Here is a 26,603-nt window from a genome sequence, read left to right as displayed (position 1 = left end):
AATAGCAGTATAGCCATGACATATTTTTTTACCAGCAGTTAGTATTGCATCAATACTTTCCTTACAGAGCTTCATAATTGAGTATAGTTATTATTTTACAATACAGTAACATAAATTAAATTTTAAATCAGCTATATTTAAATATTTTGCTTATTTTATAATAAAACAATTTCTTATAATTCTATCACAGGAAAAATAACCACTACCATAACACAACAAAAAAGATAGCAATATCACCCAATAGTAATGCTCTTTTAAATCAAGATAAGTGTACTGAATAACAAGCACAACAACCAACATTGGCAACACAGCAAGCCTAGTAAACAAACCAATAAACAACAAAATTGGACAAATCAATTCAACAGATGTTGATAAAAATGCAGCAACAGCAGGACTTAATAATAGGGTTTTGTATTCATACTCAAATAGCATTACTGTATTTTCCCAATTGTTTAATTTTACAAAAGCAGAGCGAAAATAAATAATTCCCATCCAACAATGCACGAAAAATGCAAATACAGACAATGCAACTATTTCTAATAAAAACAATAATTTATTAAAAAATTTAATAAAAATAACCATGCAACTATATATTATTACCCAACAACCTAATCTGTTATGTAGTTTATCTTTGCTAACAACTTGTTATTAAATATAAACTCCAGTACCTTTATTAAGTTAAAGTCATTAAAATCACTTATAAAATCACAGCATGCATCTATGCTATTACCACAATTTAATGCATCTAAAAATCTCCACATTGCATAATCTAACCAATGAACCCAAACCTTACCATCAACTCTAAAAACCAATGCAAAACACTCTTCTGATCCAATATTCAGATTTTCTATGTCAGATGTAATGCTTAATTCCCAAAGTTTTGAAATAGGATGTGAGGATCTATATAAAAACATGCTATCCATCATTTGAAAAGAAAGCTTAAGTGGGTTCTTGTATGAAAGAGTAAGAAAATAATCTAATTTAATATCATCTTGATCTTTAGCAATATAACTACATTGCATTAACCACTCAAGACTAGCAATGTCAGATAAATATTGAATATGCTGTAAAGGTTTAAAACATTTAAGAAAACTAGGAAAATTACCACCCCATTCTTCTAAACAAGCATTAGTTGGTAAATTCTTTTTTATAAATGCATAAGCAACACTATTTGCACAATCAGTACCAAGAAATAACCATATTTTTGGAAAAACAACCTCTAAAGAACTACGCAAAACCTCAAAAATATTATTACGATACACCTTCAGACACTCTTCCCCTATATTATCAGCAACAAACCTTAGTAAATTTGCAGCATTACCATTTACCATATAATCTTGAAAAATATCCTGCAATATCATAGCTTATTTACATATCTGTAGTGCAACATGTTCATGCACCTTCTGTGCTTCTTTAAGCAAAATCTCCACTGATGGTACATTAGCATCCCATTCTATCAATGTTGGTGGGCATAATTCATTAGATAAAGCTAAAAACTTATCATATATATTCCAAACTTCACCAGAAATTGCTGCATTATGTGTATCAATTTTTAAAATATTACCTGAGGGTAATTTAACATTACTATGTCCAGCAAGATGGATTTGTTTGATATATTTAAAATCTAATTCTTGTAAATAACAATTAATATCCCAACCATGGTTAAAACATGAAACAAATAAATTATTTATGTCCAATAAAATACCTGCGCCAGTCTTATTTGCAATTTTATTTAAGAAAAAAGACTCACTGTAATTAGAACTTTTATATTGTAAGTAAGATGATGGATTTTCAATTAATATGTCTATATTTAAAAAATTCTGCACATAATCAACATTTCTACAAAATAAATCAAGAGATTCTTTATTATAAGGCACTGGAATCAAATCTGGTAAATAGTGCTGATTTGTTTTACTCCATGAAAGATGATCGGAAACCAAAAATGGATTAAGTACATTGATCAAATTTTTCAAATTATGCAAATATTCCACATCAATCCCAAAAGCACTGCCAAGTGATATTGCAACACAATGCAAACTTATATCAATTACACTTCTTACTTTTAATAAAAAATCTAATAACTTACCACCAGACACCATAAAATTTTCTGCATGCACTTCTAAAAAATCAACTTTTTCACTTAAAATAGCAACTTCTTCATAGTGCTCTCTTTTTAATCCAATGCCCACTAAATTACTCTTGTTATTTTTGTTATTTATTAACATCTAATTTTTTGATAACTGATTTTGGGACATGCTTCCATTCAGAATTATTAATCTTTTCACATAAACCTTTTGGTACAAATATCCATGCATCAGGATCTCCAGCTTTGTTAGATCCAGCACACGAATTTTTACCACCAGCACAATCTGACTTATGTGCTCTTATTAAACCTTTGCCATCTTTATCCACAACTTTACACTTTTCCATTGCTTTTTTATGCCATCTAGCATTAGCGGAGCTACACATCATGCAAGTGGCTAAAAGTACTGAAAATACATGTTTTTTATTCATATACAACCCACCATTATCAAATACATAATTTTACCTATATTAAATATATCTAAGGTTGTCAAACATCATTTTTATAAATCAAAAGTTTATATCAACATTTTATTAAATCTTAATAATTAATTTCAAAATAAAACACAATTCCTGCTATCTCATTAAAATTTTTAATAAAAAATTTTATTGTTTCATTTATTTCTCAGCAATGCTACAAAATAAATTGACAAAAAATAATTTTAATGTTTTTCTGATTGCTAATTAAACTAATATTAGCAGGATAAAATTGTGAATTTTATAAAAAATATTTTTAAAAGTAATAAAATTAAACCAGTTGATGAATCAATTAAGCTTGCTGAAAACAATGATGCTGATGATATTATTTATGTATCAAGTGGTCTTGGTGCAAAAAGCATTGCAGTTGATTTAACAGATGAACATAGCATTGACTATATGGTAATTAATCCAGATAAAATTAACACTTATGGCAATCCACTTATAGAACACTATACTGACCATGATGGGCTATTTTATGTATCATATAAAGATAGTACAAATGACAATAAGAGTATTTCTATGGATGTCAGTGAAAATAATATGCTTAAAAACCAAGCTGTACATGATGCTATAACCTATTCTAGGGGTTTATATAAAGATGATATTGTAACACTCAACTATTGCAGTGCAGATCACAGTCCACAATTTACTCTCAAACTAACAAATGGCACAGCAGAAATTATTCATACACCAGGAGATGATGGTATTAGTTTAAGCTGCAGTGCTGTAATAGAAGCCGAGGAGGGAAATCCATTTTTTTTCATTGTTGCTGAAGATGACAAACATTTTATGCACATGGCACGCATATTTCTTTAAATTAATATAAAAATAGTTGCAATACACTGTAATATGTAGTAATTAAAACCTAGCTTAAACAAACTTAATAACCTTATGCAGTTTATACAAAACTTTCTCAACCTGTTCTACAGCTCCAATGATAAAGAAAATTTAAATACTGATGAAAATGATAGTAACAGTCAAAATGCAGAAATAAAAAATGGTCTGTGGTATATGCTGTTAGACACCAAAAAAATTGACAGTAACAATGACCCAATTATTATACATGTTACAGACACTAATGGTGAATTTAAAATATCTTACATTGAAAATAATGTGCAATCTATTTTTGATGTAGATAGCCATAATATTGAAAACAATGACAGCATTCATAATGCACTATATAATTTACAAACTCCAGGAAAAAATGATACGGTAACTATAGGTTACAATAGCAGTTCCGAGGAAGATGTTTGCTTTAAAATGAATATTAAAAATAATGCTTGTTATCTAACTTCTGCTCCTAGTTTTGATGACATATGTGTTAAAGGAAACTTTGATGCTGATTGCTCTAATGTAACATTTGTTGCTTTTGATGATGGGTACACAGATGCAATACATATACTACATATCATGGTATTATAAGCTTATAGCATAACTAAACACTTAGTTATGCTCTATATCTCCATTCAACACAAAATAGCTATCATTAAACTCACTAAACTTAATAAAACAGCTTTAAAAATAAAATTATTTTATTAAACTACATAAAATTTATAATAACAAAATTATGCACATAACATTAGCACTTTTTGTGCTACTTCTCACAATAGCCAAACCAAGAGGAATGTTTAGTTTAAATATAGCATTTTCCTTATATTATATATTTTGCCATTTTGCACCCAAGATGCACATTGCCTCACCAGCATTTACAACACCTGCAAATCAAAAACTATATGTCTTTGCAATTTATCTTACTACACTGGCTATTAGCATATTCAGCTTTTGGGAAGATGAATAAGGCTGTATACTGACATGGTTTTGGTGTATAATTCAATTAATGACTTTAACCAAATTGACATTAACCAATGACAAATGATATACGCAATATAGCAATTATAGCACATGTTGATCATGGCAAAACGACACTAATTGACTCCATGTTTAAACAAAGTGGTGTATTTCGCAATAACCAGACAATGACTGAAAGACTAATGGATAGTAATGATTTAGAAAAAGAAAGAGGGATAACAATATTATCCAAATGCACTGCAATAACTGTTCATGATGAAAATGAGCAAGAAGTACGCTTAAATATTATAGACACTCCTGGACATGCTGATTTTGGCGGAGAAGTAGAAAGAGTTTTAAGCATGAGCAATGGCGTATTGCTCTTAGTTGACAGTGCAGAAGGTGTGATGCCACAAACAAAATTTGTATTATCTAAAGCATTAAAAGCCAACCTAAAGCCAATTGTTGTGGTTAATAAAATTGATAAACAAGATGCAAGAGCAAATGAAGTAGTAGATGAAATAATTGAGCTACTTATAACACTGGATGCCACTGATGATCAGCTAAATTGTCCAGTGCTTTATGCATCTGGAAGAAATGGATGGTGTGTATGCAGCCTTGAAAAAGATCCCAGAGATAATCTAAAGCCACTATTTAACACCATAATTAAAACCATTAAACACCCAAAATATGATTACAATGCCCCATTTAAAATGCTAGTTACAATGCTAGATTCAGATCAATTTATGGGTAAAATGCTGATTGGAAAAATATATCAAGGAACAATTGCAGTAAATACATCTATAAAAGCCATAAATCTTAATGGAGAAACAATAGAACAAGGAAGGTTAACTAAGCTTTTTCGTTTTGAAGGAATTAAAAAAGTTCCAACAGAAAAAGCGGTTGCTGGTGATATTATTGCAGTTTCTGGTATGGAAAAAGCCTCTGTGTCTGATACTATAGCAGATATAAAAATTACCACTCCATTGGAAACAAAACCAATTGATCCACCCACAATGTCTATAACAATTGCGGTCAATGATTCACCATTAGCAGGACAAGAAGGCGACAAGCTTACATCAAGAGCCATAAAAGATAGGTTAATCAAAGAAGCTGAGACAAATGTTGCAATAAAAATAGAAGAACTAGATGATAAAGAGGCATTTAAAGTCAGTGGACGTGGTGAATTGCAACTAGGTGTCTTAATAGAAACAATGCGTCGTGAAGGTTATGAGCTATCAATATCGCGTCCAAAAGTATTATTCAAAAAAGATGAAACAACCAATCAAATATTAGAACCAGTAGAAGAAGTTATAATTGATGTAGATGAAGAATTTAGTGGATCTGTAATAGAAAAAATGAACAGCAGAAAAGGCATAATGCTAGACATGAAGACTACAAGTCAAAATAAAACAAGACTATCATTTATAATACCATCGCGTTGCCTAATAGGCTATCATAGTGAATTTCTTACAGATACAAGGGGAACTGGTGTAATAAATAAAATATTTCATGGATATAAAGCACATAAAGGCTCAATGGGATATAAAAGAAAAGGTGCATTGATCTCAACAGAAAAAGGTGCAGTAACAGCATATTCACTTAACAATATACAGGAAAGAGGCAAATTGTTTGTCAGACCTCAAGATGTTGTTTATCAAGGCATGGTAGTTGGCATACACAGCAGAGACAGTGACTTAGAAGTAAATCCCATAAAAGGCAAACAACTTACAAACATGAGAGCATCAGGCACAGATGAGATGATAAAACTATCTCCACCAGTGCTTTTTTCATTAGAAGAAATGATTTCATTTATTGAAGATGATGAGCTAGTAGAAGTTACTCCAAAAGGACTTAGAATGCGAAAAAAATATCTAGACCCAAATGAAAGAAAAAGAATGAGCAGAAGTAGTAAAAAAGATTATTAAAAAACTAATCTTTTTCACTGGTTGCAATCTGTGCTGCAACCAGTTCATCTGTTCTTGTCTCAATTCTATCTTGTAGCTGTTTCATAAAATCATCCTTTGATAAACCAATTTCTATTGGCTTGAGTATATCAATGCAGACCACACCAGGCTTTGATATTTTATTATTTCTCATCCAATAAACACCTGTATTTAGTGCTATTGGAACCACTGGCTTTTTGACAATTGAATACAGCAAATAAACTCCTTGCTTGTAATCAGGTTTTGCACCTATGCTCTTTCTTGTTCCCTCAGGAAATATTATCAATGTATCATCAGATAATCCATCAGTTCTGTTGGTCATATTTTTTATGGCTTTTATTGATTGTTTATAGTTATTACGATCAATGCATGTAACACCAAGCATTTTCCAGTAAGTGGATAAAATTGGTATTCTCAAAAACTCTTTTTTAACAACAAAATTTACAGTATGAAAGACAGCCATAAATATAATAACTTCAAGCATTGACTGATGTTTTGCAGCTATAACATAACCATTACTATCATTGCTTGGTAGCTTACCAGTAATCTTATAGCTTATACCACAAAGTATATTCAGTAAAAATAATGCTATTCTACTAAAGAAGAAAACTGTATTATGTTTACCACAAAATAAATATTCAACAATACCGATAATGCAAGTAAGGCTAGCTATAATAGACAACATACAAAAAAATAAGATACAACGCACATAATACATAAATTAACCAAATATCACTTAACAAAAACCATGCAGTATGCTAATATAATTTAAAATGCCATCATAGCTCAGTGGTAGAGCACTTCATTGGTAATGAAGGGGTCGAAGGTCCAATTCCTTCTGATGGCATACTATTTATTAGCTTTCACTAACCCATTTTTTTTCAGATAGCCACCATCATTTATTGCATTATCACTCTGTAACTCTTTCACTAATTCTTTCAACCCCATTGTTTTTGACAACAAATCCTTCCTGTAGTAGACAAAAACAAACCTCAAAGCTGTATAAGATCCTTTTTGAATACTCTCTGCATTTGGTGCAACACTTTCAATGCTTACTGCTTGTAAATAGTTGTCATTATTCATAAATGTATTATATCCCATAATTGCCAGGACACTTGATTCATTTTTTATTTTTTGCAGTGCAATACCAACACTATCATCATATTCAATAAACCTTCCATCAGTTCTTATTAATGAGCATTTCTTATCTGCCTCAACATAATCTGTATAGAAATTTCTAAATTCTGCATCACCCATACATGATGGCTTGATAATAAAATCTATTAAAGCTTGCCTTGTGCCACTTCCTGCCGTTGGACCATAAATTTGTATATCAATATCTGGCAATGAACTATCAATCTGAGACCACCTGTTGTATGGATTTTTTACTAAAATAGAATCCTTAATACCATGAGATACAAGTGCTTTATATATATGCGTATAAGATAAGTTTAATGGTGTGGCACTTTTGTTTCTCACTAACACAATTGCATCAATACCAAGAACAAAGCTATCAATATTACCAATACCATTTTGAGCACATCTAACTATTTCAGCACTACGCATTTCTCGTGGTACTACTATCATATCATATTCTGGATTATTACCTTTAGAACAAAACAAGTTAAAACCATGTCCTGTAGCATAAGACTCAACAACTGGGGAGCGAAATCTAGTAAGTTGCCCAAAATATTCTGAGAACACAGTAGTCAAAGGAAAAACAGTAGTAGAGCTGATTATGTTAATTGGTTTATCAGGCTCAGCAAATGTAGTCAAAGGAAGTAAAAATAAAGCTAACAACAATGAAATATAATTCATGATCTTCCCTATATACTATTAAAAACACTGCTCATACGCTTAACAGCTTTAAATAAAACTTCCTTAGAAGATGCATAAGAAATACGCAATGTTCCTGGCATGCCAAAATCACTACCTGGTACCACAGCAACCAGAGCATTCTTTAATACAAATGATGCAAGATCAACATCATTTTTTATACAATCCATACCTTTTTGCACTGCTCTTGCAATTATATTGTTACATGAAAGCAAAAGATAAAATGCACCCTGTGGTTTAGAGAAACTAATACCATTAATACTGCTAAGCTCATGCAACAGCATATCTCTCCTGTCTTGAAAAATATGTATATTTTTATCTATAAAATCACTACATGATCTAAGTGCCTCAACTGCAGCATACTGTGAAATAGATGAAGCACATGAGGTTGATTGTGATTGTACAATAAGCATATCTTTTATCAAACATTCTGGCCCAGCTGCATAGCCAATCCTCCAGCCAGTCATTGCATAACTTTTAGAAACAGCATTAATCACTATTGTTCTACTTTTCAACTCTGGTGCAGCATTAATTATGTTGTAAAAAGGTAATTTATCATAAATAATTTTCTCATAAACATCATCAGAGATAATGTGCACATGTGGATATTTATTCAACACTTTAGCTAGTTTACGTAAGTCATCCATAGAATATACAGCACCACTTGGATTTGATGGAGAGTTAAGTATTAACCATTTAGTATTGTTATCTATATTTTTTTCAAGTTCTTCTGGTTCAAGAATGTTATCATGATTGGTTTTGCATATTCTTGGGGTTGCACCAGCTAATGAAACCATATCTGGATAGGATACCCAATATGGAGCAGGTACTAAAACATTATCACCATTATTTAGCGTAGCAAGCAAAGCATTAAATATAGACTGTTTTGCACCATTGGTGATCATTATTTCAGATGTATTAAAGCTCAGTGAATTATCATGCAAAAATTTTTCTACTATCATCTCACGTAATTCTATAATGCCAGGCAGTGCAGTATAATTTGTATGTCCATCTTTAATAGCCTTAATAGCAGCTCTTTTCACAATATCTGGAGTATCAAAATCTGGCTCACCCATGCTTAAAGAAATAACATCCTTACCATCTGCACGTAATTTTTTTGCCAAGTCACTAATAGCAATAGTATTTGATATGGAAACATTTTCTAAAATTTTAGCACGCATAATAACACAACTCAACTAATAAAACCACAGTAGAGTATTATATATAAATAAGCACATGACAACAAGATGAATATAGTTATACAGATAAATCTTTATTAGCAATTGGCATACTGACTGTTAATTCAGGTATGTCATTTTGATGGTTTGCCCTCTCCTCTGTGGCAATGACATTGCTACTATCAATCTCCTTCTCTACAGATTGTTGCTTTAAATCATCTTTTTTTACAGGAGCACGCAAACGTAAATTCTCAGCAACAAAAATAGTAAATGACTTAAGAATAGATAATGGATAGAAAAAACAACATGCTATATGCAAGCGAGCAAAAAAACTTAAATTTAATCTCCATATCTCATCTAATTCATAAAAAAAACACACATTTTTCATGGCAGCATAATAACTTTTTTCTTGCTTGCCATAATTAGATTTTTTAAATCCTTTATATAAAACTGACATCAACTCATCACCTTTGCTATTTTTAGATTTAATATCTGGTTCAATTGCTTTTGATTTAGTATCTGCTATTCTATGAGAAGTAATACAGTGTAAAAAATCACATAAAGATTTCACACCACCCTGCTCTAGCACTTTAAAATGAACAGAGTCTATAAAGCCATTCATTTTATTAAGCATTAAAGCATTATCTTTCAGTACTTCATGCAATCCACTGCCAAAACCTACAATCAAACTTACTAGTCTGTCTAATGAAGCATGGTAAACAACATTATCTAATAACCTTCTACCACTACTATCAGAAAGAGAACAAACAGATCGAACAGTTTTTTGTGAAACAGTGAATGACTGTCTATAATCTGGAAAATTAACTGATATCATATCAGAGTTAATACCATTAAACTCAATCCTCTTATTCTCTTTGATGGCCAACATTAATAAAGTTGATAAAGATACAATACCACAATGTGCACTAGGAACTTGAACTCTATATTTTGATACTTTGGCCGATGGACTATATAAAGAAATAGATGGTAGAACGCTTTGAATACTAGGTCTTTCTGTCAATAAAATCTTTGTTAGTGGAGATTGTTGTTGCAAATCTTTTACATCTAAATAGTTTATATAGTTATTTATATCAAACATCTCATACCTTAAGCAGTGGCCAAAATGACTCCAATGAGAGTCTGAATTTATTACATTGCAAACAAGAGCATTGCAATCTTCCGAGTAAAGCATAATATGTGCTAAAAGAGATATATTTCTTCTATCAAAACATAGTTGTACCAAGTGTTTACATACTTCTTGATATACTTCAATGTTAGATGTTTTGCAAATGTTGTTACACTTAACTAGTAATTGCATTAATGTTTCATTATTATTACAACAGTTGATTATTTTTTTAAAATAATTATCTATATACTGCTTATCTAACCTATTTTTTATCTCTAAACTAAAATCTTGTAACAACAAACTACTAAGATTAGGTGTAGATAAAAATTTATCAAATAATTCAGAATCAATAGCAGTACTTATTCCAAAATATAAACAATCATGTAAAACTTTTAATGCAATTTTAGGATTTTTAGCAAAAACACCAACAAGATATTTTTTAACTGCATCAGAAAATCCACTCCTATCATTACTGCGAGATAAAACACTAAGCATAGTTAGTGGAGTATTTGATTTTAACAACTCTTCATCTGATAGTCTCGCAATCCAGCAATAAAATATGCTACTATCAACAGATTGACAAAACTTTGACACCAAATCAAATAAAGAATCAACCTCAGATTTACTAAAACTCTCTACATGATTCTTAAACCAACTATCTGCATAGTCTAAAAAATGATCACTATGCTTAGCACTTTCTACGCTAGACAGAGCACTTAAAATAGATTCATGATTATATGGAAATAAAGCCATGTATAAAATACTATGCATATCAACTTTTTCTACAGAAGTATCACTGCATCCTAAATAACTAGAAAACATTCTCAATTTTTCAATACTATCACCACATATAAATCTGATATTTTGCCATAGATCACTACTACTACTACTATCTAACTTTTTATACCATTCATCTATGGCCATATAGGCTATATGTCTTATACGAACATTAACCAAAGAATCTAGTTTATTAAAATTAAATGTATATAGAAATGCTTCTAACATAGAAATGCTACTTGAAGCAAACAGTTGACTTAAAAATCTATAAACGTCACCCTCAGTGCAATCTGCAAATTCTATAACATTGCTTAAATAATCCCAGTTAACAACATCCCAACAATCAGAGACGGCGTTATCAACATCCATCTCTTGTATTATAGGAAAAAATGAAACTATCTGCTTAAATGCGTGCTCAGAAAGCAAACTTTTTAAAATAGAGCAGTAATCAGAAGAACAGAGGAAATCAACAAAACAATGAATTCCTAAATTGTCCAATCTACTAGCAATTACATGATGCAATTTAGTGAAATTATGCCCTGCTTCTTTAGCATTAGACAACCAGCCTATCAGTCCATACAAAACTGACATACTAGCACTACCATTACTTATTTCTATAGGCATTTTTTTACATAAAAAACTAATGAAATTATCTTTATTCTCTTCAGAACTACATATTGTACCCCAGTATCTAGAAAGCAATTCATACAATTTACTTTCAAAATCTATGATATAGCAATCATTCATAAGCAAAGATAATAATTTATAAAACATATCAAGATCATCTGCTGAATATTCCAACAAAACAATCTTATAAAAATCCACTGTAGCATCCAATGTTAGACCTTTAAATAAACTATCATCCCACCTATAGCCAGATTTTTCACTTACTACTGATTCAATAACACGTTTAGCTAATTTTAAATCACTATTTGTTGCCACACCTCTGCAAGAAGCATCTTTGAAAATCTTCATCATTAAAAAATGTGAGTCGTATCCAGTACACTGATTAAAATCAAAAATAGAACAAATATCCATATCTAAAAAAAGATTAATTTTATCTGATAAGCTAATCACATCATTCTCAATGAAAAGAGCTATTAAATCATGAGCAGAAAAATCACCTAAAACAACATCTTTATAATTACTTAAGAAAAAATGCAAAACATTAACATTGCTATTCTTTAATATATAATTCCTACACTTTGCACTTAAACCATTAGATCTAGTCAAAAAATCTACAAAAAAATACATTACAGCTGACACTAAGCCTGGATCAATACTGGTTAAAATTTCATATAACACATCATCATCAATAAAAGAGCTGTCTTCTTCTAAAATGTGTCTAAGCTTTTCAAACCTTGAAAGTTCAACTCTGTCTTTTAAAATTTTTGCAGTTAATAACTTATATGAAGCATTAGCTACACTTTTCTGCAAAGAGCAAAAAAACATATATGGCATATTATCCACAGCCTCATTGAGCAAGCCAATCTTTAAATCATTTGACATGTTTGCTACTATACAGTTTATATAAATAGACAATTTTTCAAGATGCTCTTTATTGGTAATTTTTAAAAAAATAAACTTCAAGAAATCAATTGATTGCAACAAACTGGCAAATTCTAAGTAAAATTCATCACTAGCCCCTGTAAAAATAGTTATTAACTTATCAAAAATAACTTCAGGAGTACAATTTACACAGTGATTCAAAATAAAATCTAAACAACTTATCCTTAACTTATAATCATCTGCAAAATCCCTATGATTTATAATTGCACTAAGCATCTCAACATTATCATTATTAGCAGCACACTCCAATGCATTCAACCTGTCCATATTATCTTTATTTTTCTTTATTGGTTTGGCGCCAGCATTAATAAGCAAGCTAACCATTTGAACATTGCCTTCTTTGCAACACCAAGATAATGGTGTATATCTACATTTTCCAACAACATCATAAAACACCATATGAACATATTCTGGATTCAAAATTAAAATAAGCTTGACCAAAAAAAAATGCTTATTGCACAAAAGGTATGCAAATTCACTGTTTGTTATACTTATATGCAACTTAAAAATATTAAAATTATTTTGTTATTATATATTACAAATAAATAACAAACACAGCAACATAAATTGTCATAAAATATGATTATTTATAAATTATAGATTGCAAAAGTATTAAATATTAGCTATACTCAAAGTTTGAGTCAATAAAGTTGATAATATCTTTTAGTGCACTATCAACATCATCAATATCCATTGCACTAACAACAATTCGTAAGCATTTTTCTGTTCCTGAAAATCGTATAAAAATCTTAGTATCAAGCATATTGCCAACAAATTCTTTAAATATATTGGATTCTAATAAACCACTAATAGCTGCATAATTACTATAATAATAATTATAAATCTTCTGAGGATTAAGTGTGAAAAATTTCTGCATTTCTGATGGTTGTAAATTAAAAAACTGCAATGCCTCTATAATTTTTATTGCAGACACTAATGAATCGCTAGCTATGCAAAACTCATTAAAAATGAAATGTCCAGATGACTCACCACCTAATCTACATTTTTTTTTATGCATCAAGCTAGAAACATTACTATCACCAACATCTGAAAGAAAAAATGGAATATCATTTTTTTTTGCAAATAATAAAAGTGCATTATTAACCATATTTGTTGATACAAAACCATTATTATCACTATACTTTTCTTTATTAAAAAGAATTAACAAGGCCATAACATAATTAAAATCAATAACTTTACCAAATTCATCACAGACCACCAGTCTATCACCATCACCATCAAATGCAAAACCCAAATCTGCACAATGTTCAACAACTTTTTGTGACAGGGATAATGGAAATTCAGAGCCACAATCTAAATTTATATTACATCCATTTGGTAAGTTATTAATGCATACTAAATCAAAAATCTTGTTCAAAAATAAACTATATGTGCAAAATGACAATGATCCATTTGCACAATCAAACACAATCTTTAGTTTAGGGTTTTTTATAATACTGGCAGCTAGTGAATCAATAAAATTATAGTATAATGATACAAATTTAGACCCACAATAAATGCCAGCTACACTGTATTTAATCAAATCATCATCAATACTGCTGACAATCTTGGTAAATTCAAATTCCATGTCTTTGGAGAATTTAATGCCATTGCTATCAAAAAATTTAAATCCATTATCACAAAATTGATTATGAGAAGCTGAGACCATACATCCCACTGATATATCATTATTATTTTTTGCAATAATGGCAACAGCCATAGAAGGCACAACCCCACAAAAATAAACATCCAAACCAGCAGTATTGGCGCCCAATGCTAAAAATTTTGCAAGACTCTTAGATGATGTTCTGGTATCCATACCAATAGCCAGTGCACCTAATAATAATCTACGTTGTAGTAATATGGCCAAAGAGATTCCTAATTTAATAGTAAAAGAATATATAATAGGAAATTCACCTACTTTGCCTCTTATGCCATCTGTCCCAAACAAATTATTAAGCACCATACTTCATTAACAGTTTATAGCTTTATATTTAGATATTTAGCAATACATAATAATCTTACTATTACAATAATAAGCACTATTTACAACTAAAACAACACCAATTAAAATAAACCAATAATACCATTAGTTAACTACAAAATTATAGTTTTTTAAAATATTATTACAAATAATACTACTCTCTTAATAAAGATCTAGCACAAGTATTTTATAACTACTAGCCTGTTATTAAAATACTGCTTTGTATTATAATAGTACTATATTATATAAAACAATTATTAAATAATTAATATATTAACCACAAATATTGACACCAAAACCATCTTTACAGTAAGATTAAAAAGTCAAATATAAATGTAATTAACCATTAAAATAACTGCTTTTAAAAAAACTAATGCATTTTGATTTAATTTAAACATAGGTAATATAGAAAATGTCTACACAAAGTAACACTGAAACTATAAATGAGTTCAGTAAATTAAGAAGCCTTGTATGGCCAATACATAGATATGAATTAAAAAAATTTCTACCAATGAGTTTTTTAATTTTTTGTATTTTGTTTATTTACACAGTAGCACGTAACACAAAAGATTCCTTAATAGCAACCGCCCCTGCTGCAGGACCAGAGGCTATGTCTTATTTAAAAAGCTTATTTGTTATATCTTCAGCATTCTTATTTGTTGTGCTGTATGCAAAGCTAGCAAACATATTCTCAGCTGAAAAATTATTTTATATACTCGTCAGTTTCTTTCTTATATATTTTGCCTGCTTTGCATTTATTTTATATCCCAATGTCAACTCACTGCATCCAAATATAAATACAATCCATAATCTGCAAGAGTCATTTCCGCGTCTACGCTTCCTATTCTCTGTCTATGCAGTATGGACCTATTCTTTATTTTATATATTCTCTGAATTATGGGGCAGTGTTTGTGTTTCATTGCTGTTCTGGCAATTTGCTAATGAGATTGTAAAAACCAATGAAGCAAAACGTTTTTATCCCTTATTTGTCTTAATAGGCAATTTATCATTAATACTAGCTGGAACCATAGTTAGTAAACTATCGGCTAATAGTAATATTGAAAACATTAACCTATACTGGGGCACAACATTAAAAAAACTAATGTCAATAGTAATAATTATTGGCATCATGTGCATGATTGTTTATCGCTGGATGCAAACCAATGTTTTAACTGATCCTAAATATTATGACAACTCTTCAGCAAAATCATCAAAAAAGAAAAAACCAAAGCTAAGTGTATTAGAAAGCTTTAAATACATATTTTCTTCTCCATATATAGGACTAATAGCAATGCTGGTGATTAGTTATGGAATGAGCATACATCTTGTAGAAATACTATGGAAAAAACAACTTTCCCTAAACTTTAAAGGTAACCCTGGAGGATACAATGCTTTTATGGGACAGTTTTCAAGATACACTGGCATTATAACTATAGCCATCATATTTTTAACAAAAAACACTATAAGAAAATTTGGCTGGTTGTCGGCAGCTATCATTACACCATTAGCACTAGCTATAAGTGGTGCAGCATTCTTTTTGCTTCTTAAGAGCAATTCAAATAAAGAACTTTGCATATTAGGTGCTTGCTATACTGCAACCTATGTAGCAGTTATTGTAGGTGCCATGCAAAATATAGCCACGAAAGGATCGAAGTACTCTTTTTTTGATCCAACAAAAGAAATGGCCTATATACCACTTGATCAAGAATTAAAAACTAAAGGTAAAGCTGCAGTTGATGTTGTTGGTGGACGCTTAGGTAAAGCTGGTGGTGGATGGGCAGTAATGATCTTATTCTTTATTACAGCTGCCAAAGACGCTATGGTTTTGGCAAATTATTTTATAGTAATAGTATCTATTATAGTAATTCTTTGGATAATTTCTGTGTTTGCATTAAATACTAGATATAAAAAACTAGTTTCTGAACAATCAACTAAATAAAATCATATGGCACAACAATAAAAAATCATATTGTTGTGCAAAATTAAAAATAAAAAGACAATATTAAATTATTTAAAAATTTATAATCTCAATTATTGCTATTCTGAACTCTAACATCTAAACTACTATCATTGTTTCTTCTATCAACAAACACAATAGCATTCTTATTAAAACTTGTAGATAAAATTAATAAAGCAAGTTTATCAACTATATGTCTCTGTATTATGCGTTTCAATGGTCTGGCACCATAAGTTGAGCTGTAACCTTCATCTGCCAACCATTTCAGTGCAGATTCAGATATTTCTAATTCTATACTCTTATTTTTTAAATTATTTCGTAAAAATTCTAATTGAATATTGACTACATTCACAATATCATTTTTAGTTAATTTATTAAAAATAATAATCTCATCAATACGATTTAAAAATTCAGGTCTAAAAACACTTTTAACAACAGACATAACAGCTTCTCTTAATTCTTTGTTAAGCTCATTAGCAGTAAACATTAACTCTGAACCAAGATTAGAAGTCATGATTATTATAGTATTACGAAAATCTACAAGATGACCTTGACTATCTGTAAGCCTTCCATCATCCAAAATTTGCAACAAAATATTAAAAATTTCACTGTGTGCTTTTTCAATTTCATCAAAAAGTATTATTTGATAAGGAGATTTGCGCACTGCTTCAGCTAAAACTCCACCTTGCTCATACCCTACATATCCAGGAGGAGCGCCAATAAATTTAGCAACAGAGTGTTTTTCCATATATTCAGACATATCAATCCTAGTCATAGCATTTGAATTATTAAACAGAAATAATGCTAATGCTTTTGCAAGCTCTGTTTTACCCACACCAGTTGGGCCTAAAAAAATAAACGATCCAAGTGGCTTGTTGGGATCTTGTATGTCAGCCCTAGCACAACGAATAGCATTGCTAATAGCAGACAAGGCATACTCTTGACCAACAATAATCTTACCAAGCTCTTTCTCCATGTTTAATAATTTAGAGCGCTCACTATCCATAATATGCTCTATTGGTATACCACTCCATTTTGATACTACTGTTGCTATATCGTTAGCAGTTACTACTCTATGTAATATACACCCCTCTTTATCAGTTAACTGCTTCTCTAATTCTACTATCTTCTGCTCTATTTTTGGCAGTGTGCCATACTTTATTTCACCAGCTTTAGCTAGATCGCCGTTACGTTGAGCAATTTCAAGCTCTTGTTTATACTGATCAACTTTTTCTTTAAGAGATAGGGCAGTACTGATCTTGTCTTTCTCTACCCTCCACTTCCCTTCTAAATCAACAAATATTTTTTCCATTTTCGCTAACTCATTTGCAATTCTAGCCAACCTCTCAACAGAAGCTTTGTCAACTTCCTTCTCAAGTGCTGCAGATTCAACTTTCAGCTGAATAATCTTACGCTCCAGTTCATCTATAGCCTCAGGTTTACTATCTATCTCTACTCTAATTTTACTTGCAGCTTCATCCATAAGATCAATTGCCTTATCGGGCAAAAAACGATTTGTTATATATCTATTTGATAACCTAGCAGCAGCAACTATAGCAGCATCTAAAATTTTTACACCATGATGCAGCTCATATTTTTCTTTAAGTCCACGCAATATTGAAATTGTATCATTATCATTTGGTTGTGAAATTAAAATATGCTGAAATCTCCTTTCTAATGCAGCATCTTTTTCTATAAACCTTTTATATTCATCAATAGTTGTAGCACCAATACAATGTAATTTTCCTCTTGCTAATGCTGGCTTCAACATATTTGATGCATCAATTGTGCCCGAAACATTGCCAGCACCAACCAACATGTGTAGCTCATCTATAAACAAAATAACTTCCCCATCTGAATTTTCTACTTCATGTACAACAGCTTTCATTCTCTCTTCAAACTCACCGCGATATTTGCTACCAGCAACCAATGCAGCTAAATCCAAACCCAAAATCCTGCATTTCCTCATATGTTCTGGAACATCTCTAGCAGCTATTCTTCTAGCCAAGCCTTCAACAACTGCAGTCTTCCCTACACCTGGCTCACCTATTAATACTGGGTTATTTTTCGTTCTACGTAATAAAACCTGAATTACTCTTCTTATTTCATCATCACGACCAATTACAGGGTCTAACTCACCTTTAATTGCTAATGCAGTAAAATCAATAGTATACTTCTTCAATGCATTAAAACTACTCTCTGCTTTTTCTGAGTTGACTTTATTATTCTTGCGCATATCAATGATATTAGATTCAACTATACTCTGTGTGATGCCAAATAATTTAAACAATTTATCAAGCTCTACATCTTTTATTGCAATAACAGCAAGCAGCAAACTATCAGTTGTAACAAAACTATCACCATTCTTCTTAGATAAATCATCGGCTCTTGACAATGTAGCAAGTAAAATACGATCTGGAGATGGTGTGGCTGCTGTAGATCCTTCAATAGAAGGAAAATTATTCAATAAATCTTCAATAAACTTTGTTAACTTTTCAATAGAAATATTATTATGTGGCAAAATATGAGAAACAATACCACCACTATCATTAGTAAGCAATGCATGCACCAAATGCACTACAGTAACTTTTGGATTACCAAGACTAACTGCTTTCATAAAAGCTTCATTAACAACTTTTCTAGAATCAATACTTAATCTATCTAAATCCATAATTAATACCTTCAAAAAATTACATAAATAATATATGTATTAAAAATATATTTTCAATCTTAAGTATCAATTAATAGTTTGTAATTAACTATTATATATAATAATGTATCAAAATATAATAAATTTTATTAATAGAAGCATGACTCCACCATCAAGTGCTGGTATGAATATTGCACAAAGTGCTAATTCTATGGCTGCTACTGTTTCACAGCTACAACAATCTGGCAGACAAAATTCTGGAACTGAAGATCCTAATATATTACAACGCATACCCCCTGGATCAGCTATACTACAAATTTTTAAACTTGAGTTGTTTAATGTTATATGTGGAAATATAAATGCTGCTGCATCTCTACTTGAGCTTATTGGGCTAGATAAACCAGCAATATTAACTATATTAGAACGACCAGAACTCAGTCCATTTTCCACGCTAAAAATATTTAAAAATCTTATTTATGCAAGAGAACAATTGTTCAATCTAGAAAATAGTGATACACCAATTGATGACTCAAATAATGATGACAATGCACCAAATGCTCAAGCAAGCCAAAACCCAGATTTATTTTCCACACAAACATCTCCAATGCATCATGCAAATGATTCAGAGCTAGGAGGACTTTCACCAAGCATGCCACAGCAACCATCACAAAATATGGAAGATGACTTGCTATTTAATAAACATAAACATCATAGGCATTGAGTGAATATCCTTATAACTGGTGCCAGTAGTGGTATTGGTGCATCTCTTGCAATTGAATATTCAAAAAAAACAAATGTCAAAAATATCTTTCTTTTTGGACGTAATATAAAACACTTGCATTATACAATGAAGCAATGTAAGGCCATAGGTATAAAAAATATTTCAATTTCGCTACATTCTATTGATGTTTGCAACAAAAAAGATATGATGGATGAAATACAGCAAATATTAAGAAAAATAAATACTATTGATATAATTATAGCAAATGCTGGCATTTCAGCTGGCATAACTAGCAATTTAGAAAAAATAAATCAAATTGAAAAAATATTTCAAACAAATTTAAATGGCGTTATTAACACTATACAACCAGCAATAGATAACATGAGAGAGAAGAAAAATGGTCATATTGTTGTTATGAGCTCTATGGCATCATTTATACCAATACCAAAATGTCCATCATACTGTGCAAGCAAAGTGGCAGTAAGATTTTATGCTGAAGCTCTTTCCACGCTATTAGCGAAACATAACATAAAAACAACTATTGTTTGCCCAGGATATATAAAAACACCATTAACAGATGCTAATAACTTCTACATGCCATTTCTAATGGACACAAAAAAAGCTAGTAGAATAATAGTGCATGGCATAAATAAACAGCTACTTTATATAATTTTTCCAAAACGATTGCATCTGCTAATAATAATATTCTCACTTTTACCAAAAAAGCTAAAAAATATGTTTTTTAATAGCATAAGAACAGACAAGAGAAAATAACAAACAATAAATGCAAATAACACACAGCTATTGACTGCAGTATATACAAATGTAAAATACGTGACTATCTAGAACAAATAATAAATTATGCTAGAAAATACAATACACCAAAACTCTGTGAGTGCTCTTATAAATGATAAAATAATCAACAATCTATTTCAATGCACTCAAAACAACATAAAACAAAATGCTTTATATAAACATATGGGCATAGCAAGTGGCAATTTAATATTACCTGATAATCTCATAACATGTTATAAAAATAAAAAACAACTTAATGCACAGCAAAACATAGATCTTAGCTGTCAGATAAGATCATATAAAGCTGATAGTTTATGTATTCCAAAAAACATAATAAATATTTTTACCAACAGTGAAATTCTTTTAATTATAAAAAAATACCTTAAAAAACTTTGCAAAGCTGGACACTGTTTAATAGAGCAAATAATAAGAGACACAATTGAAAGTCAAAGTAATTTAATAGAAACATTAGATTTTACTAATGGTTTTGGAGTAGAGTCTTTTACTGCAATATCTACAACTTTTAATGATAAATTACAATATTATATATCAAATGAATGCATGTTAATTATACCCACATACATCTATTACAATAAAGACTCTAGATTGTTAGAGCAATGTCAATGTAATAATCCTATGGTATATTTATCAAATAAAGAGAGAGATTTTTTTATAAAAGGACCTAATTATAATGGCAAAAAAACTATTGTAGCTTATGCAGTTATGAAAGACATGCTGCAACAAATCATTCATACAGCTAAAAAGCACAGTAATAACTTAATGCATATAAATATTAACAATTATATGGAGAATTATTATATATATAGCAATATTGAAATAGCAGCTGTCTTACAAAAACCACAGGGCATTATTAGGTTGTTATTAGAAGATAAATTCAATCAGCACAGGGACATTTAGATACGGAAAGGTAGCAAAATAACTATTGCAATCATTATATATATCAATTTTAATTTTAACAACAGCAGATAACCAGTAGTATGATTAACTATGTGCAATATAGCTAATCAGCATACACTCACCATTCTACAATTTATCAAAAGCTGTAGTTTTGCTCCATTCTGCTCAAAATTATATAAAAATATTTTGAAGATAAAATCACAAATTTATAGTAAAATACAAAGATAAAAATATAAAGTGATTACTAATCAATAAAATTGATATAAAGGTACATCAAATAAAATGACAACAATAGTAAGATTTGCACCATCACCAACTGGATTTCTACATATTGGTGGTGCAAGAACAGCATTAATCAACTGGGCATTTGCTAAAAAAACTGGTGGTAAATTTTTACTACGTATAGAAGACACAGATTATACTAGATCAGATGACTCATATATTAAATCAATTCTAAATACATTAAATTGGTTAGGTATTGATTATAATAATTCAATAATATACCAATCTAATAACCAAAAGCTACACAAACAAATGGCAGAAAAACTTCTTCAGATGAATTTAGCATATTGGTGTTCATGTCCAATAAAACAAAATGATTATAATCATAGTAATAATGAAAAACATCGATATCATTGCAAAGGATCAGGGTTAAATCAAGCATTAAGAATAAAGACTCCTACAGAGGGTTTGATTTCATTTTATGATATAAAGCGTGGCAACATCTCAATTAATGCCAATGAGATTGATGATTTTATAATTTTACGAGCTAATGGTGTGCCAATATACCAATTTTGTGCACCAATTGATGACCACAATATGAAAATAACACACATAATAAGAGGTGATGATCATATTACAAATACATTTGCACAAATTGTGGTATACAAAGCTTTAAATTTAGAGCCTCCAGCATTTGCTCATATCCCATTAATACATGCACTAAATGGGGAAAAACTTTCCAAAAGACATGGGGCAATTGATACAGTAAGCTATCAAAGTATGGGAATATTGGCAGAACCATTAAAAAAATATTTATTAAGTCTAGGATTTACTGACAGCAAAACACAATCATTGAATGATATAATAAAAAATTTTGATATCACTAAAATTAACCTATCGCCGGTCAAACTTGATATTAGAAAATTAATGAATATTAATCATGAATATATTAAATCTATGAAAATTACAACATTAATCACAGAGCTCAATAATTTTTGTATACAAAAATCAGGCTGTAGTCTCCCAAGCTTAGCAATAAAACGAATTGAGCTTGGTAATCAAGGATTACGTGAAAGATCTGATAATTTGAATGATATACTACAAAATGCTAAGTTTTATCTAAGCAATCAAATTAAACCCAGCATTGAAGATATGCAAAAATTCTTTGATCCAAATGCAGCACAAGTATTGCATAAATTATTAAAAAACTTGTCAGAATGGACAGAAAATGGTATAAAACTTACATTAAATGAATTAAAAAATCTAAACATATCAAAAAAAAATGGAATGCAATCATTAAGAATAGCATTAACTGGCACTATGCAATCACCAAGTATAATAGAAGTAGCAATTGCACTTGGAAAAAAAGAATGTTTACAGCGTATCAGCAATATATTAAAAACATCACCAAGCACAAAATAGAATATCCACAGCCATAATATATATTTAGTCCTTACATGCCTCATGTATCAAAGCAACAAAATTATTAATACCATATATCTTAATAAAACTACCAATCCTTGGTCCATAGTTTTGACCAAATAATGTTTTATATATCAATAAAAACCAATCACCTGTGTCATTATAACCATGTTTCTTGCTGGTCAACAAAACTGTGTTTTGTAATATCTTTGCATCAATATTCTCCTTATTTTCCTTTTCTAAAATAAGCAAATCATTGGCCATACTCAACAGTGCACTGCATTCTTCTATGCTTGGTTTATAATAATTTTTTTTAGGTTTAATGAAATCATGGTAGTATTTTATTGCAAAATCCACCAAATCATTGAAAAATTTATTATCTAATGATAAGGTATTATCATAATTTTTTATAAAGCCCCATAACACATCCCTGTTATCAGCACCAGAAGCACTGACTAAATTTAATAACATGCTATATGTAATTGATTTGCTAATAATCAACCTACTGTTATTTATATACCAAATTGGATTGTTCACACAATTTGCAACTGACATATTTTCATTATAAACAGAGGCATTATGCAGATAATCATCAACAGATTTTGGTATAGCATCAAAGTAAAGCTTTCTTGCTCTGCTAGGATCATTTGATAAATAAAATTTTAGACTCTCAATTGGTGCATAATTCAACCATTCTTCTATGCTAAGACCATTTCCTTTAGACTTTGAAATTTTACCACCTTTTTCATCAAGAAATAACTCATATCTAAAAAATAATGGTGGCTTTTGATTAATAACATTACATATTTTAGCTGCTATTTTGGCAGAAGAATCTAAGTCTTTACCATACATTTCATAACCAATGTTAAAAACATCCCAACGCATACCCCAATCAGCTCGCCACTGCAACTTACATCCACCATCAGTTACAGATGCTCCTACTTCCTCACCAGTTATCTCATCATAATAATATACAACACCTTTCACTTTATCTATTTTATGAATAGGGACTTGTAGAACTTTTTGTGTCTTTTGAGATATTGGTAAAAAAGGACTGTATGTTTTTGATCTCTCTGCACCAATATAAGGCAATACTAAATTAACAACCTCATCATATTTATCTAAAATTTTTCTTAATGCCACATTATAAACACCAGATTTATAGCATTCAGTTGCACTTTTAAAATCATACTCAAAACCAAATTTGTCTAAGAATCCTTTTAACCTTTTATTCATATGCAAACCATAGCTTTCACTGGTGCCAAATGGATCGGGAATAGAAGTTAAAGAAACACCTATATAGTTCTCTAACATTTTTTGCTGTGGAACATTATTTGGAACTTTTCGTAATGCATCCATATCATCTGAAAATACATATAAAACACTCTTAATGGAAGGATTCATCTCTTTAAATGCTTTCATTACCATTACAGTTCTTTGCACTTCAGCAAAAGTTCCAATATGTGGAAGTCCACTGGGGCCATAACCAGTTGCAAAATTTAACACACCATTATGTATATTATCTTGCAACTTTTCAGCCTCTCTGACTATCCAAATACTCATAACATAAGGTACAGTTATTCTTGAATAGTTAATTATAATAAAATGTGTCATATTGTCAATTACAGAGTAAATGATATAAAAGATATAAAATGACCTATCCATACCACTGAACAAACATCAAACAATAACCAATACAAAAGTTAAACAATGTTAAAATAAAAATTTATGAATAAATAGCTAACAATCAATAAAAAATCAAGTATCCTACCTGCAGCAAAAGATTAAACTAAAATTTGTATGATTATAAATTTTATAAGTAAAACATTACTTATACTAAGCAAAATAATTAAATATCAATTATTTCATTCAAAAAAAATATGGAATAAATCATTTGGCGAGAGATTAAGTTTAGCATTAGCAGAAATTGGTCCAGTATTTATAAAACTTGGACAATCTTTATCTGCAAGGCCTGATATAGTTGGCATAAAAACAGCTGCTAATCTAAACAACTTAAAAGATGTTGTAAAAAATTTTTCAGAGAAAGAAGTACATAAAATAATCACAACTGAGCTTAATGATAAACCAGAAAATCTATTCTCAGATTTCTGCTATAAGCCTATTGCCACTGCATCAATTGCCCAAATACATAGAGCAACAATAAAAAACAATAAAAATGTTGCTGTTAAAATATTGCGTCCAAATATAGCAAAAATAATAAGAAAAGATGTCAAATTTTTAATATTGTTTGTGCATTTAATTAAATTTTTCTATCCAAAAATCAGAAGATTAAAACCATTAGAGGTTATCAAAGATTTTGAGAAAAATCTTAAAATAGAAATTGATTTAAGTATGGAAGCTGCAAATGCATCAAGATTATTTAAAAATACCAAGAATGACCCAGAGTCAATTATTCCAAAAGTATATTGGCAGTATACAACAAAAAAAATCTTCACAATGGACTGGATAGATGGAATACCAATATCAAACATAGCTAAAATAGACAGCATGAATTTATGTAAAGATAAAATATCTGCAAATTTAGCTATATCATTCTTTAATCAAGTTTATAGAGATGGCTTTTTTCATGGTGACTTACACCCAGGAAACATAATGGTTTTGCCAGATTGCAGTATAGCATTTATAGATTTTGGAGTTATGGGTTATTTGGATAAAAAAACCAAGATGTATACTGCTAGAATATTACGCGGATTTATGCGTAAAAATTATTCAGAAGTTGCTAGGATTCACTTTGAAGCAGGTTATATACCAAGCAATGAATCAATAGAGCTATTTACTACTGCTTGTGGTTCTATAGGAGAATCAATTATAGGTAAAAATATGTCTGAAGTATCAATATCAAAACTGCTCATACAACTATTTAAGGTCACAGAATTATTTAACATGAGAACACAAATACAATTACTAATTTTTCAAAAAAATCTAATTTTAATTGAAGGTGTTGGTGGTATGATTTACCCTAAATGCAACCTATGGAGTTTAGCTGAGCCATGGATGAAAAAATGGGCAAAGACAAATCTTAAAGCACATAAACAAACTATGCTAAAATTAACAGATATTAAAAATAATATAATAAAAATATCATCTATTATAGACAATTCTAACAAATTACTTATAAAACACACTCAAGA

The 26,603-nt window shown here is 30.1% G+C and carries 21 protein-coding genes and 1 tRNA gene; 11 read left to right on the top strand and 11 right to left on the bottom strand.

Going from position 1 to position 26,603, the window contains the following annotated elements; genetic code table 11:
- Nucleotides 1-150: 150 nt before the first annotated feature.
- The 4 genes from AABI72_RS01450 to AABI72_RS01435 form a co-directional block, all read right to left on the bottom strand.
- Nucleotides 151-492: a DoxX family protein gene (locus AABI72_RS01450; protein ID WP_338363709.1), complete on the bottom strand. Its 342-nt coding sequence runs from the start codon at nucleotides 490-492 to the stop codon at nucleotides 151-153.
- 116 nt (nucleotides 493-608) lie between these two features.
- Nucleotides 609-1,355 carry a DNA-binding domain-containing protein gene (locus tag AABI72_RS01445; protein WP_338363707.1) on the bottom strand — a complete coding sequence of 249 codons (747 nt, stop codon included), beginning with the start codon at nucleotides 1,353-1,355 and terminating at the stop codon, nucleotides 609-611.
- Nucleotides 1,356-1,364: 9 nt separating this feature from the next.
- Entirely contained in the window at nucleotides 1,365-2,189 is an 825-nt protein-coding gene (locus tag AABI72_RS01440; RefSeq protein ID WP_338363705.1) for a DUF692 domain-containing protein, read from the bottom strand.
- A 22-nt stretch (nucleotides 2,190-2,211) separates the two neighbouring features.
- Nucleotides 2,212-2,514 carry a DUF2282 domain-containing protein gene (locus AABI72_RS01435; protein ID WP_338363703.1) on the bottom strand — a complete coding sequence of 101 codons (303 nt, stop codon included), beginning with the start codon at nucleotides 2,512-2,514 and terminating at the stop codon, nucleotides 2,212-2,214.
- 279 nt (nucleotides 2,515-2,793) lie between these two features.
- On the opposite strand from AABI72_RS01435, the gene AABI72_RS01430 reads away from it, so the two are divergent.
- From AABI72_RS01430 to typA, 4 genes are all read left to right on the top strand, one after another.
- Nucleotides 2,794-3,378, top strand: coding sequence for a hypothetical protein (locus tag AABI72_RS01430; RefSeq protein ID WP_338363701.1), 585 nt, complete (start codon nucleotides 2,794-2,796; stop codon nucleotides 3,376-3,378).
- Nucleotides 3,379-3,453: 75 nt separating this feature from the next.
- Nucleotides 3,454-3,984 (top strand): hypothetical protein, encoded by a 531-nt coding sequence (locus AABI72_RS01425; RefSeq protein WP_338363699.1) that lies wholly within the window; start codon nucleotides 3,454-3,456, stop codon nucleotides 3,982-3,984.
- Nucleotides 3,985-4,129: 145 nt separating this feature from the next.
- A complete protein-coding gene (locus AABI72_RS01420; protein ID WP_338363697.1) occupies nucleotides 4,130-4,360 on the top strand; it encodes a hypothetical protein in 231 nt (76 codons plus the stop codon).
- Between the two features lie 67 nt (nucleotides 4,361-4,427).
- Entirely contained in the window at nucleotides 4,428-6,278 is a 1,851-nt protein-coding gene (typA, locus tag AABI72_RS01415) for a translational GTPase TypA (protein WP_338363695.1), read from the top strand.
- Nucleotides 6,279-6,282: 4 nt separating this feature from the next.
- On the opposite strand, the gene AABI72_RS01410 is transcribed toward typA, so the two are convergent.
- Nucleotides 6,283-6,981, bottom strand: a complete 699-nt coding sequence (locus AABI72_RS01410) for a lysophospholipid acyltransferase family protein (protein ID WP_338363693.1) — start codon at nucleotides 6,979-6,981, stop codon at nucleotides 6,283-6,285.
- Between the two features lie 90 nt (nucleotides 6,982-7,071).
- Here AABI72_RS01410 and AABI72_RS01405 point away from each other — a divergent pair.
- A tRNA-Thr gene (locus AABI72_RS01405) sits at nucleotides 7,072-7,143 on the top strand.
- Nucleotides 7,144-7,145: 2 nt separating this feature from the next.
- Here AABI72_RS01405 and AABI72_RS01400 read toward each other — a convergent pair.
- The 4 genes from AABI72_RS01400 to AABI72_RS01385 all read right to left on the bottom strand — a co-directional run bounded on the left by AABI72_RS01400 (nucleotide 7,146) and on the right by AABI72_RS01385 (nucleotide 14,748).
- Nucleotides 7,146-8,114 carry a substrate-binding domain-containing protein gene (locus AABI72_RS01400; protein WP_338363691.1) on the bottom strand — a complete coding sequence of 323 codons (969 nt, stop codon included), beginning with the start codon at nucleotides 8,112-8,114 and terminating at the stop codon, nucleotides 7,146-7,148.
- A gap of 8 nt (nucleotides 8,115-8,122) precedes the next feature.
- Nucleotides 8,123-9,313 (bottom strand): pyridoxal phosphate-dependent aminotransferase, encoded by a 1,191-nt coding sequence (locus AABI72_RS01395; RefSeq protein ID WP_338363690.1) that lies wholly within the window; start codon nucleotides 9,311-9,313, stop codon nucleotides 8,123-8,125.
- A gap of 76 nt (nucleotides 9,314-9,389) precedes the next feature.
- On the bottom strand, nucleotides 9,390-13,244 hold the full coding sequence (locus AABI72_RS01390; RefSeq protein WP_338363711.1) for an ankyrin repeat domain-containing protein: 3,855 nt from the start codon (nucleotides 13,242-13,244) through the stop codon (nucleotides 9,390-9,392).
- A 157-nt stretch (nucleotides 13,245-13,401) separates the two neighbouring features.
- Nucleotides 13,402-14,748: a hypothetical protein gene (locus AABI72_RS01385; protein WP_338363689.1), complete on the bottom strand. Its 1,347-nt coding sequence runs from the start codon at nucleotides 14,746-14,748 to the stop codon at nucleotides 13,402-13,404.
- Nucleotides 14,749-15,178: 430 nt separating this feature from the next.
- Here AABI72_RS01385 and AABI72_RS01380 point away from each other — a divergent pair, with 430 nt between their 5' ends.
- The gene (locus AABI72_RS01380; RefSeq protein WP_338363688.1) at nucleotides 15,179-16,705 is read left to right on the top strand and encodes an Npt1/Npt2 family nucleotide transporter; all 1,527 of its coding nucleotides are present in this window, start codon (nucleotides 15,179-15,181) and stop codon (nucleotides 16,703-16,705) included.
- Nucleotides 16,706-16,793: 88 nt separating this feature from the next.
- Here the strand turns inward: AABI72_RS01380 and AABI72_RS01375 are convergent, their stop codons facing one another.
- Nucleotides 16,794-19,394, bottom strand: coding sequence for an ATP-dependent Clp protease ATP-binding subunit (locus tag AABI72_RS01375; protein WP_338363687.1), 2,601 nt, complete (start codon nucleotides 19,392-19,394; stop codon nucleotides 16,794-16,796).
- Nucleotides 19,395-19,533: 139 nt separating this feature from the next.
- On the opposite strand from AABI72_RS01375, the gene AABI72_RS01370 reads away from it, so the two are divergent.
- The 4 genes from AABI72_RS01370 to gltX all read left to right on the top strand — a co-directional run bounded on the left by AABI72_RS01370 (nucleotide 19,534) and on the right by gltX (nucleotide 23,451).
- Nucleotides 19,534-20,094 carry a hypothetical protein gene (locus AABI72_RS01370; RefSeq protein WP_338363686.1) on the top strand — a complete coding sequence of 187 codons (561 nt, stop codon included), beginning with the start codon at nucleotides 19,534-19,536 and terminating at the stop codon, nucleotides 20,092-20,094.
- Complete coding sequence (locus tag AABI72_RS01365; RefSeq protein ID WP_338363684.1) at nucleotides 20,095-20,868, top strand: SDR family NAD(P)-dependent oxidoreductase; 774 nt, start codon at nucleotides 20,095-20,097, stop codon at nucleotides 20,866-20,868.
- Nucleotides 20,869-20,955: 87 nt separating this feature from the next.
- A complete protein-coding gene (locus AABI72_RS01360; RefSeq protein ID WP_338363681.1) occupies nucleotides 20,956-21,807 on the top strand; it encodes a hypothetical protein in 852 nt (283 codons plus the stop codon).
- 282 nt (nucleotides 21,808-22,089) lie between these two features.
- Nucleotides 22,090-23,451: a glutamate--tRNA ligase gene (gene gltX / locus AABI72_RS01355; protein ID WP_338363679.1), complete on the top strand. Its 1,362-nt coding sequence runs from the start codon at nucleotides 22,090-22,092 to the stop codon at nucleotides 23,449-23,451.
- A gap of 24 nt (nucleotides 23,452-23,475) precedes the next feature.
- Here the strand turns inward: gltX and AABI72_RS01350 are convergent, their stop codons facing one another.
- Nucleotides 23,476-25,014 (bottom strand): lysine--tRNA ligase, encoded by a 1,539-nt coding sequence (locus AABI72_RS01350; RefSeq protein WP_338363677.1) that lies wholly within the window; start codon nucleotides 25,012-25,014, stop codon nucleotides 23,476-23,478.
- A 237-nt stretch (nucleotides 25,015-25,251) separates the two neighbouring features.
- Here AABI72_RS01350 and ubiB point away from each other — a divergent pair.
- A partial coding sequence (gene ubiB / locus AABI72_RS01345; RefSeq protein WP_338363676.1) for a 2-polyprenylphenol 6-hydroxylase occupies nucleotides 25,252-26,603 on the top strand: 1,352 nt, incomplete at its 3' end.

This window comes from Candidatus Xenohaliotis californiensis (genome assembly GCF_963930935.1).
Taxonomy (GTDB): domain Bacteria; phylum Pseudomonadota; class Alphaproteobacteria; order Rickettsiales; family CAWVOK01; genus Xenohaliotis; species Xenohaliotis californiensis.
The sequence above is the reverse complement of the archived record's forward strand: the minus strand, read 5'-3'. Positions and strand labels throughout refer to the sequence as shown.

What these genes read in the sequence shown, in the direction of transcription:
- AABI72_RS01370 (WP_338363686.1), top strand. Translation starts at nt 19,534, where the DNA reads ATGACTCCACCATCAAGTGCTGGTATGAATATTGCACAAAGTGCTAAT.
- typA (WP_338363695.1), top strand. Translation starts at nt 4,428, where the DNA reads ATGACAAATGATATACGCAATATAGCAATTATAGCACATGTTGATCAT.
- AABI72_RS01360 (WP_338363681.1), top strand. Translation starts at nt 20,956, where the DNA reads ATGCTAGAAAATACAATACACCAAAACTCTGTGAGTGCTCTTATAAAT.
- AABI72_RS01425 (WP_338363699.1), top strand. Translation starts at nt 3,454, where the DNA reads ATGCAGTTTATACAAAACTTTCTCAACCTGTTCTACAGCTCCAATGAT.
- AABI72_RS01410 (WP_338363693.1), bottom strand. Translation starts at nt 6,981, where the DNA reads ATGTTGTCTATTATAGCTAGCCTTACTTGCATTATCGGTATTGTTGAA.
- AABI72_RS01450 (WP_338363709.1), bottom strand. Translation starts at nt 492, where the DNA reads ATGGGAATTATTTATTTTCGCTCTGCTTTTGTAAAATTAAACAATTGG.
- gltX (WP_338363679.1), top strand. Translation starts at nt 22,090, where the DNA reads ATGACAACAATAGTAAGATTTGCACCATCACCAACTGGATTTCTACAT.
- AABI72_RS01385 (WP_338363689.1), bottom strand. Translation starts at nt 14,748, where the DNA reads ATGGTGCTTAATAATTTGTTTGGGACAGATGGCATAAGAGGCAAAGTA.
- AABI72_RS01435 (WP_338363703.1), bottom strand. Translation starts at nt 2,514, where the DNA reads ATGAATAAAAAACATGTATTTTCAGTACTTTTAGCCACTTGCATGATG.
- AABI72_RS01375 (WP_338363687.1), bottom strand. Translation starts at nt 19,394, where the DNA reads ATGGATTTAGATAGATTAAGTATTGATTCTAGAAAAGTTGTTAATGAA.
- AABI72_RS01400 (WP_338363691.1), bottom strand. Translation starts at nt 8,114, where the DNA reads ATGAATTATATTTCATTGTTGTTAGCTTTATTTTTACTTCCTTTGACT.
- AABI72_RS01395 (WP_338363690.1), bottom strand. Translation starts at nt 9,313, where the DNA reads ATGCGTGCTAAAATTTTAGAAAATGTTTCCATATCAAATACTATTGCT.
- AABI72_RS01380 (WP_338363688.1), top strand. Translation starts at nt 15,179, where the DNA reads ATGTCTACACAAAGTAACACTGAAACTATAAATGAGTTCAGTAAATTA.
- AABI72_RS01350 (WP_338363677.1), bottom strand. Translation starts at nt 25,014, where the DNA reads ATGAGTATTTGGATAGTCAGAGAGGCTGAAAAGTTGCAAGATAATATA.
- AABI72_RS01420 (WP_338363697.1), top strand. Translation starts at nt 4,130, where the DNA reads ATGCACATAACATTAGCACTTTTTGTGCTACTTCTCACAATAGCCAAA.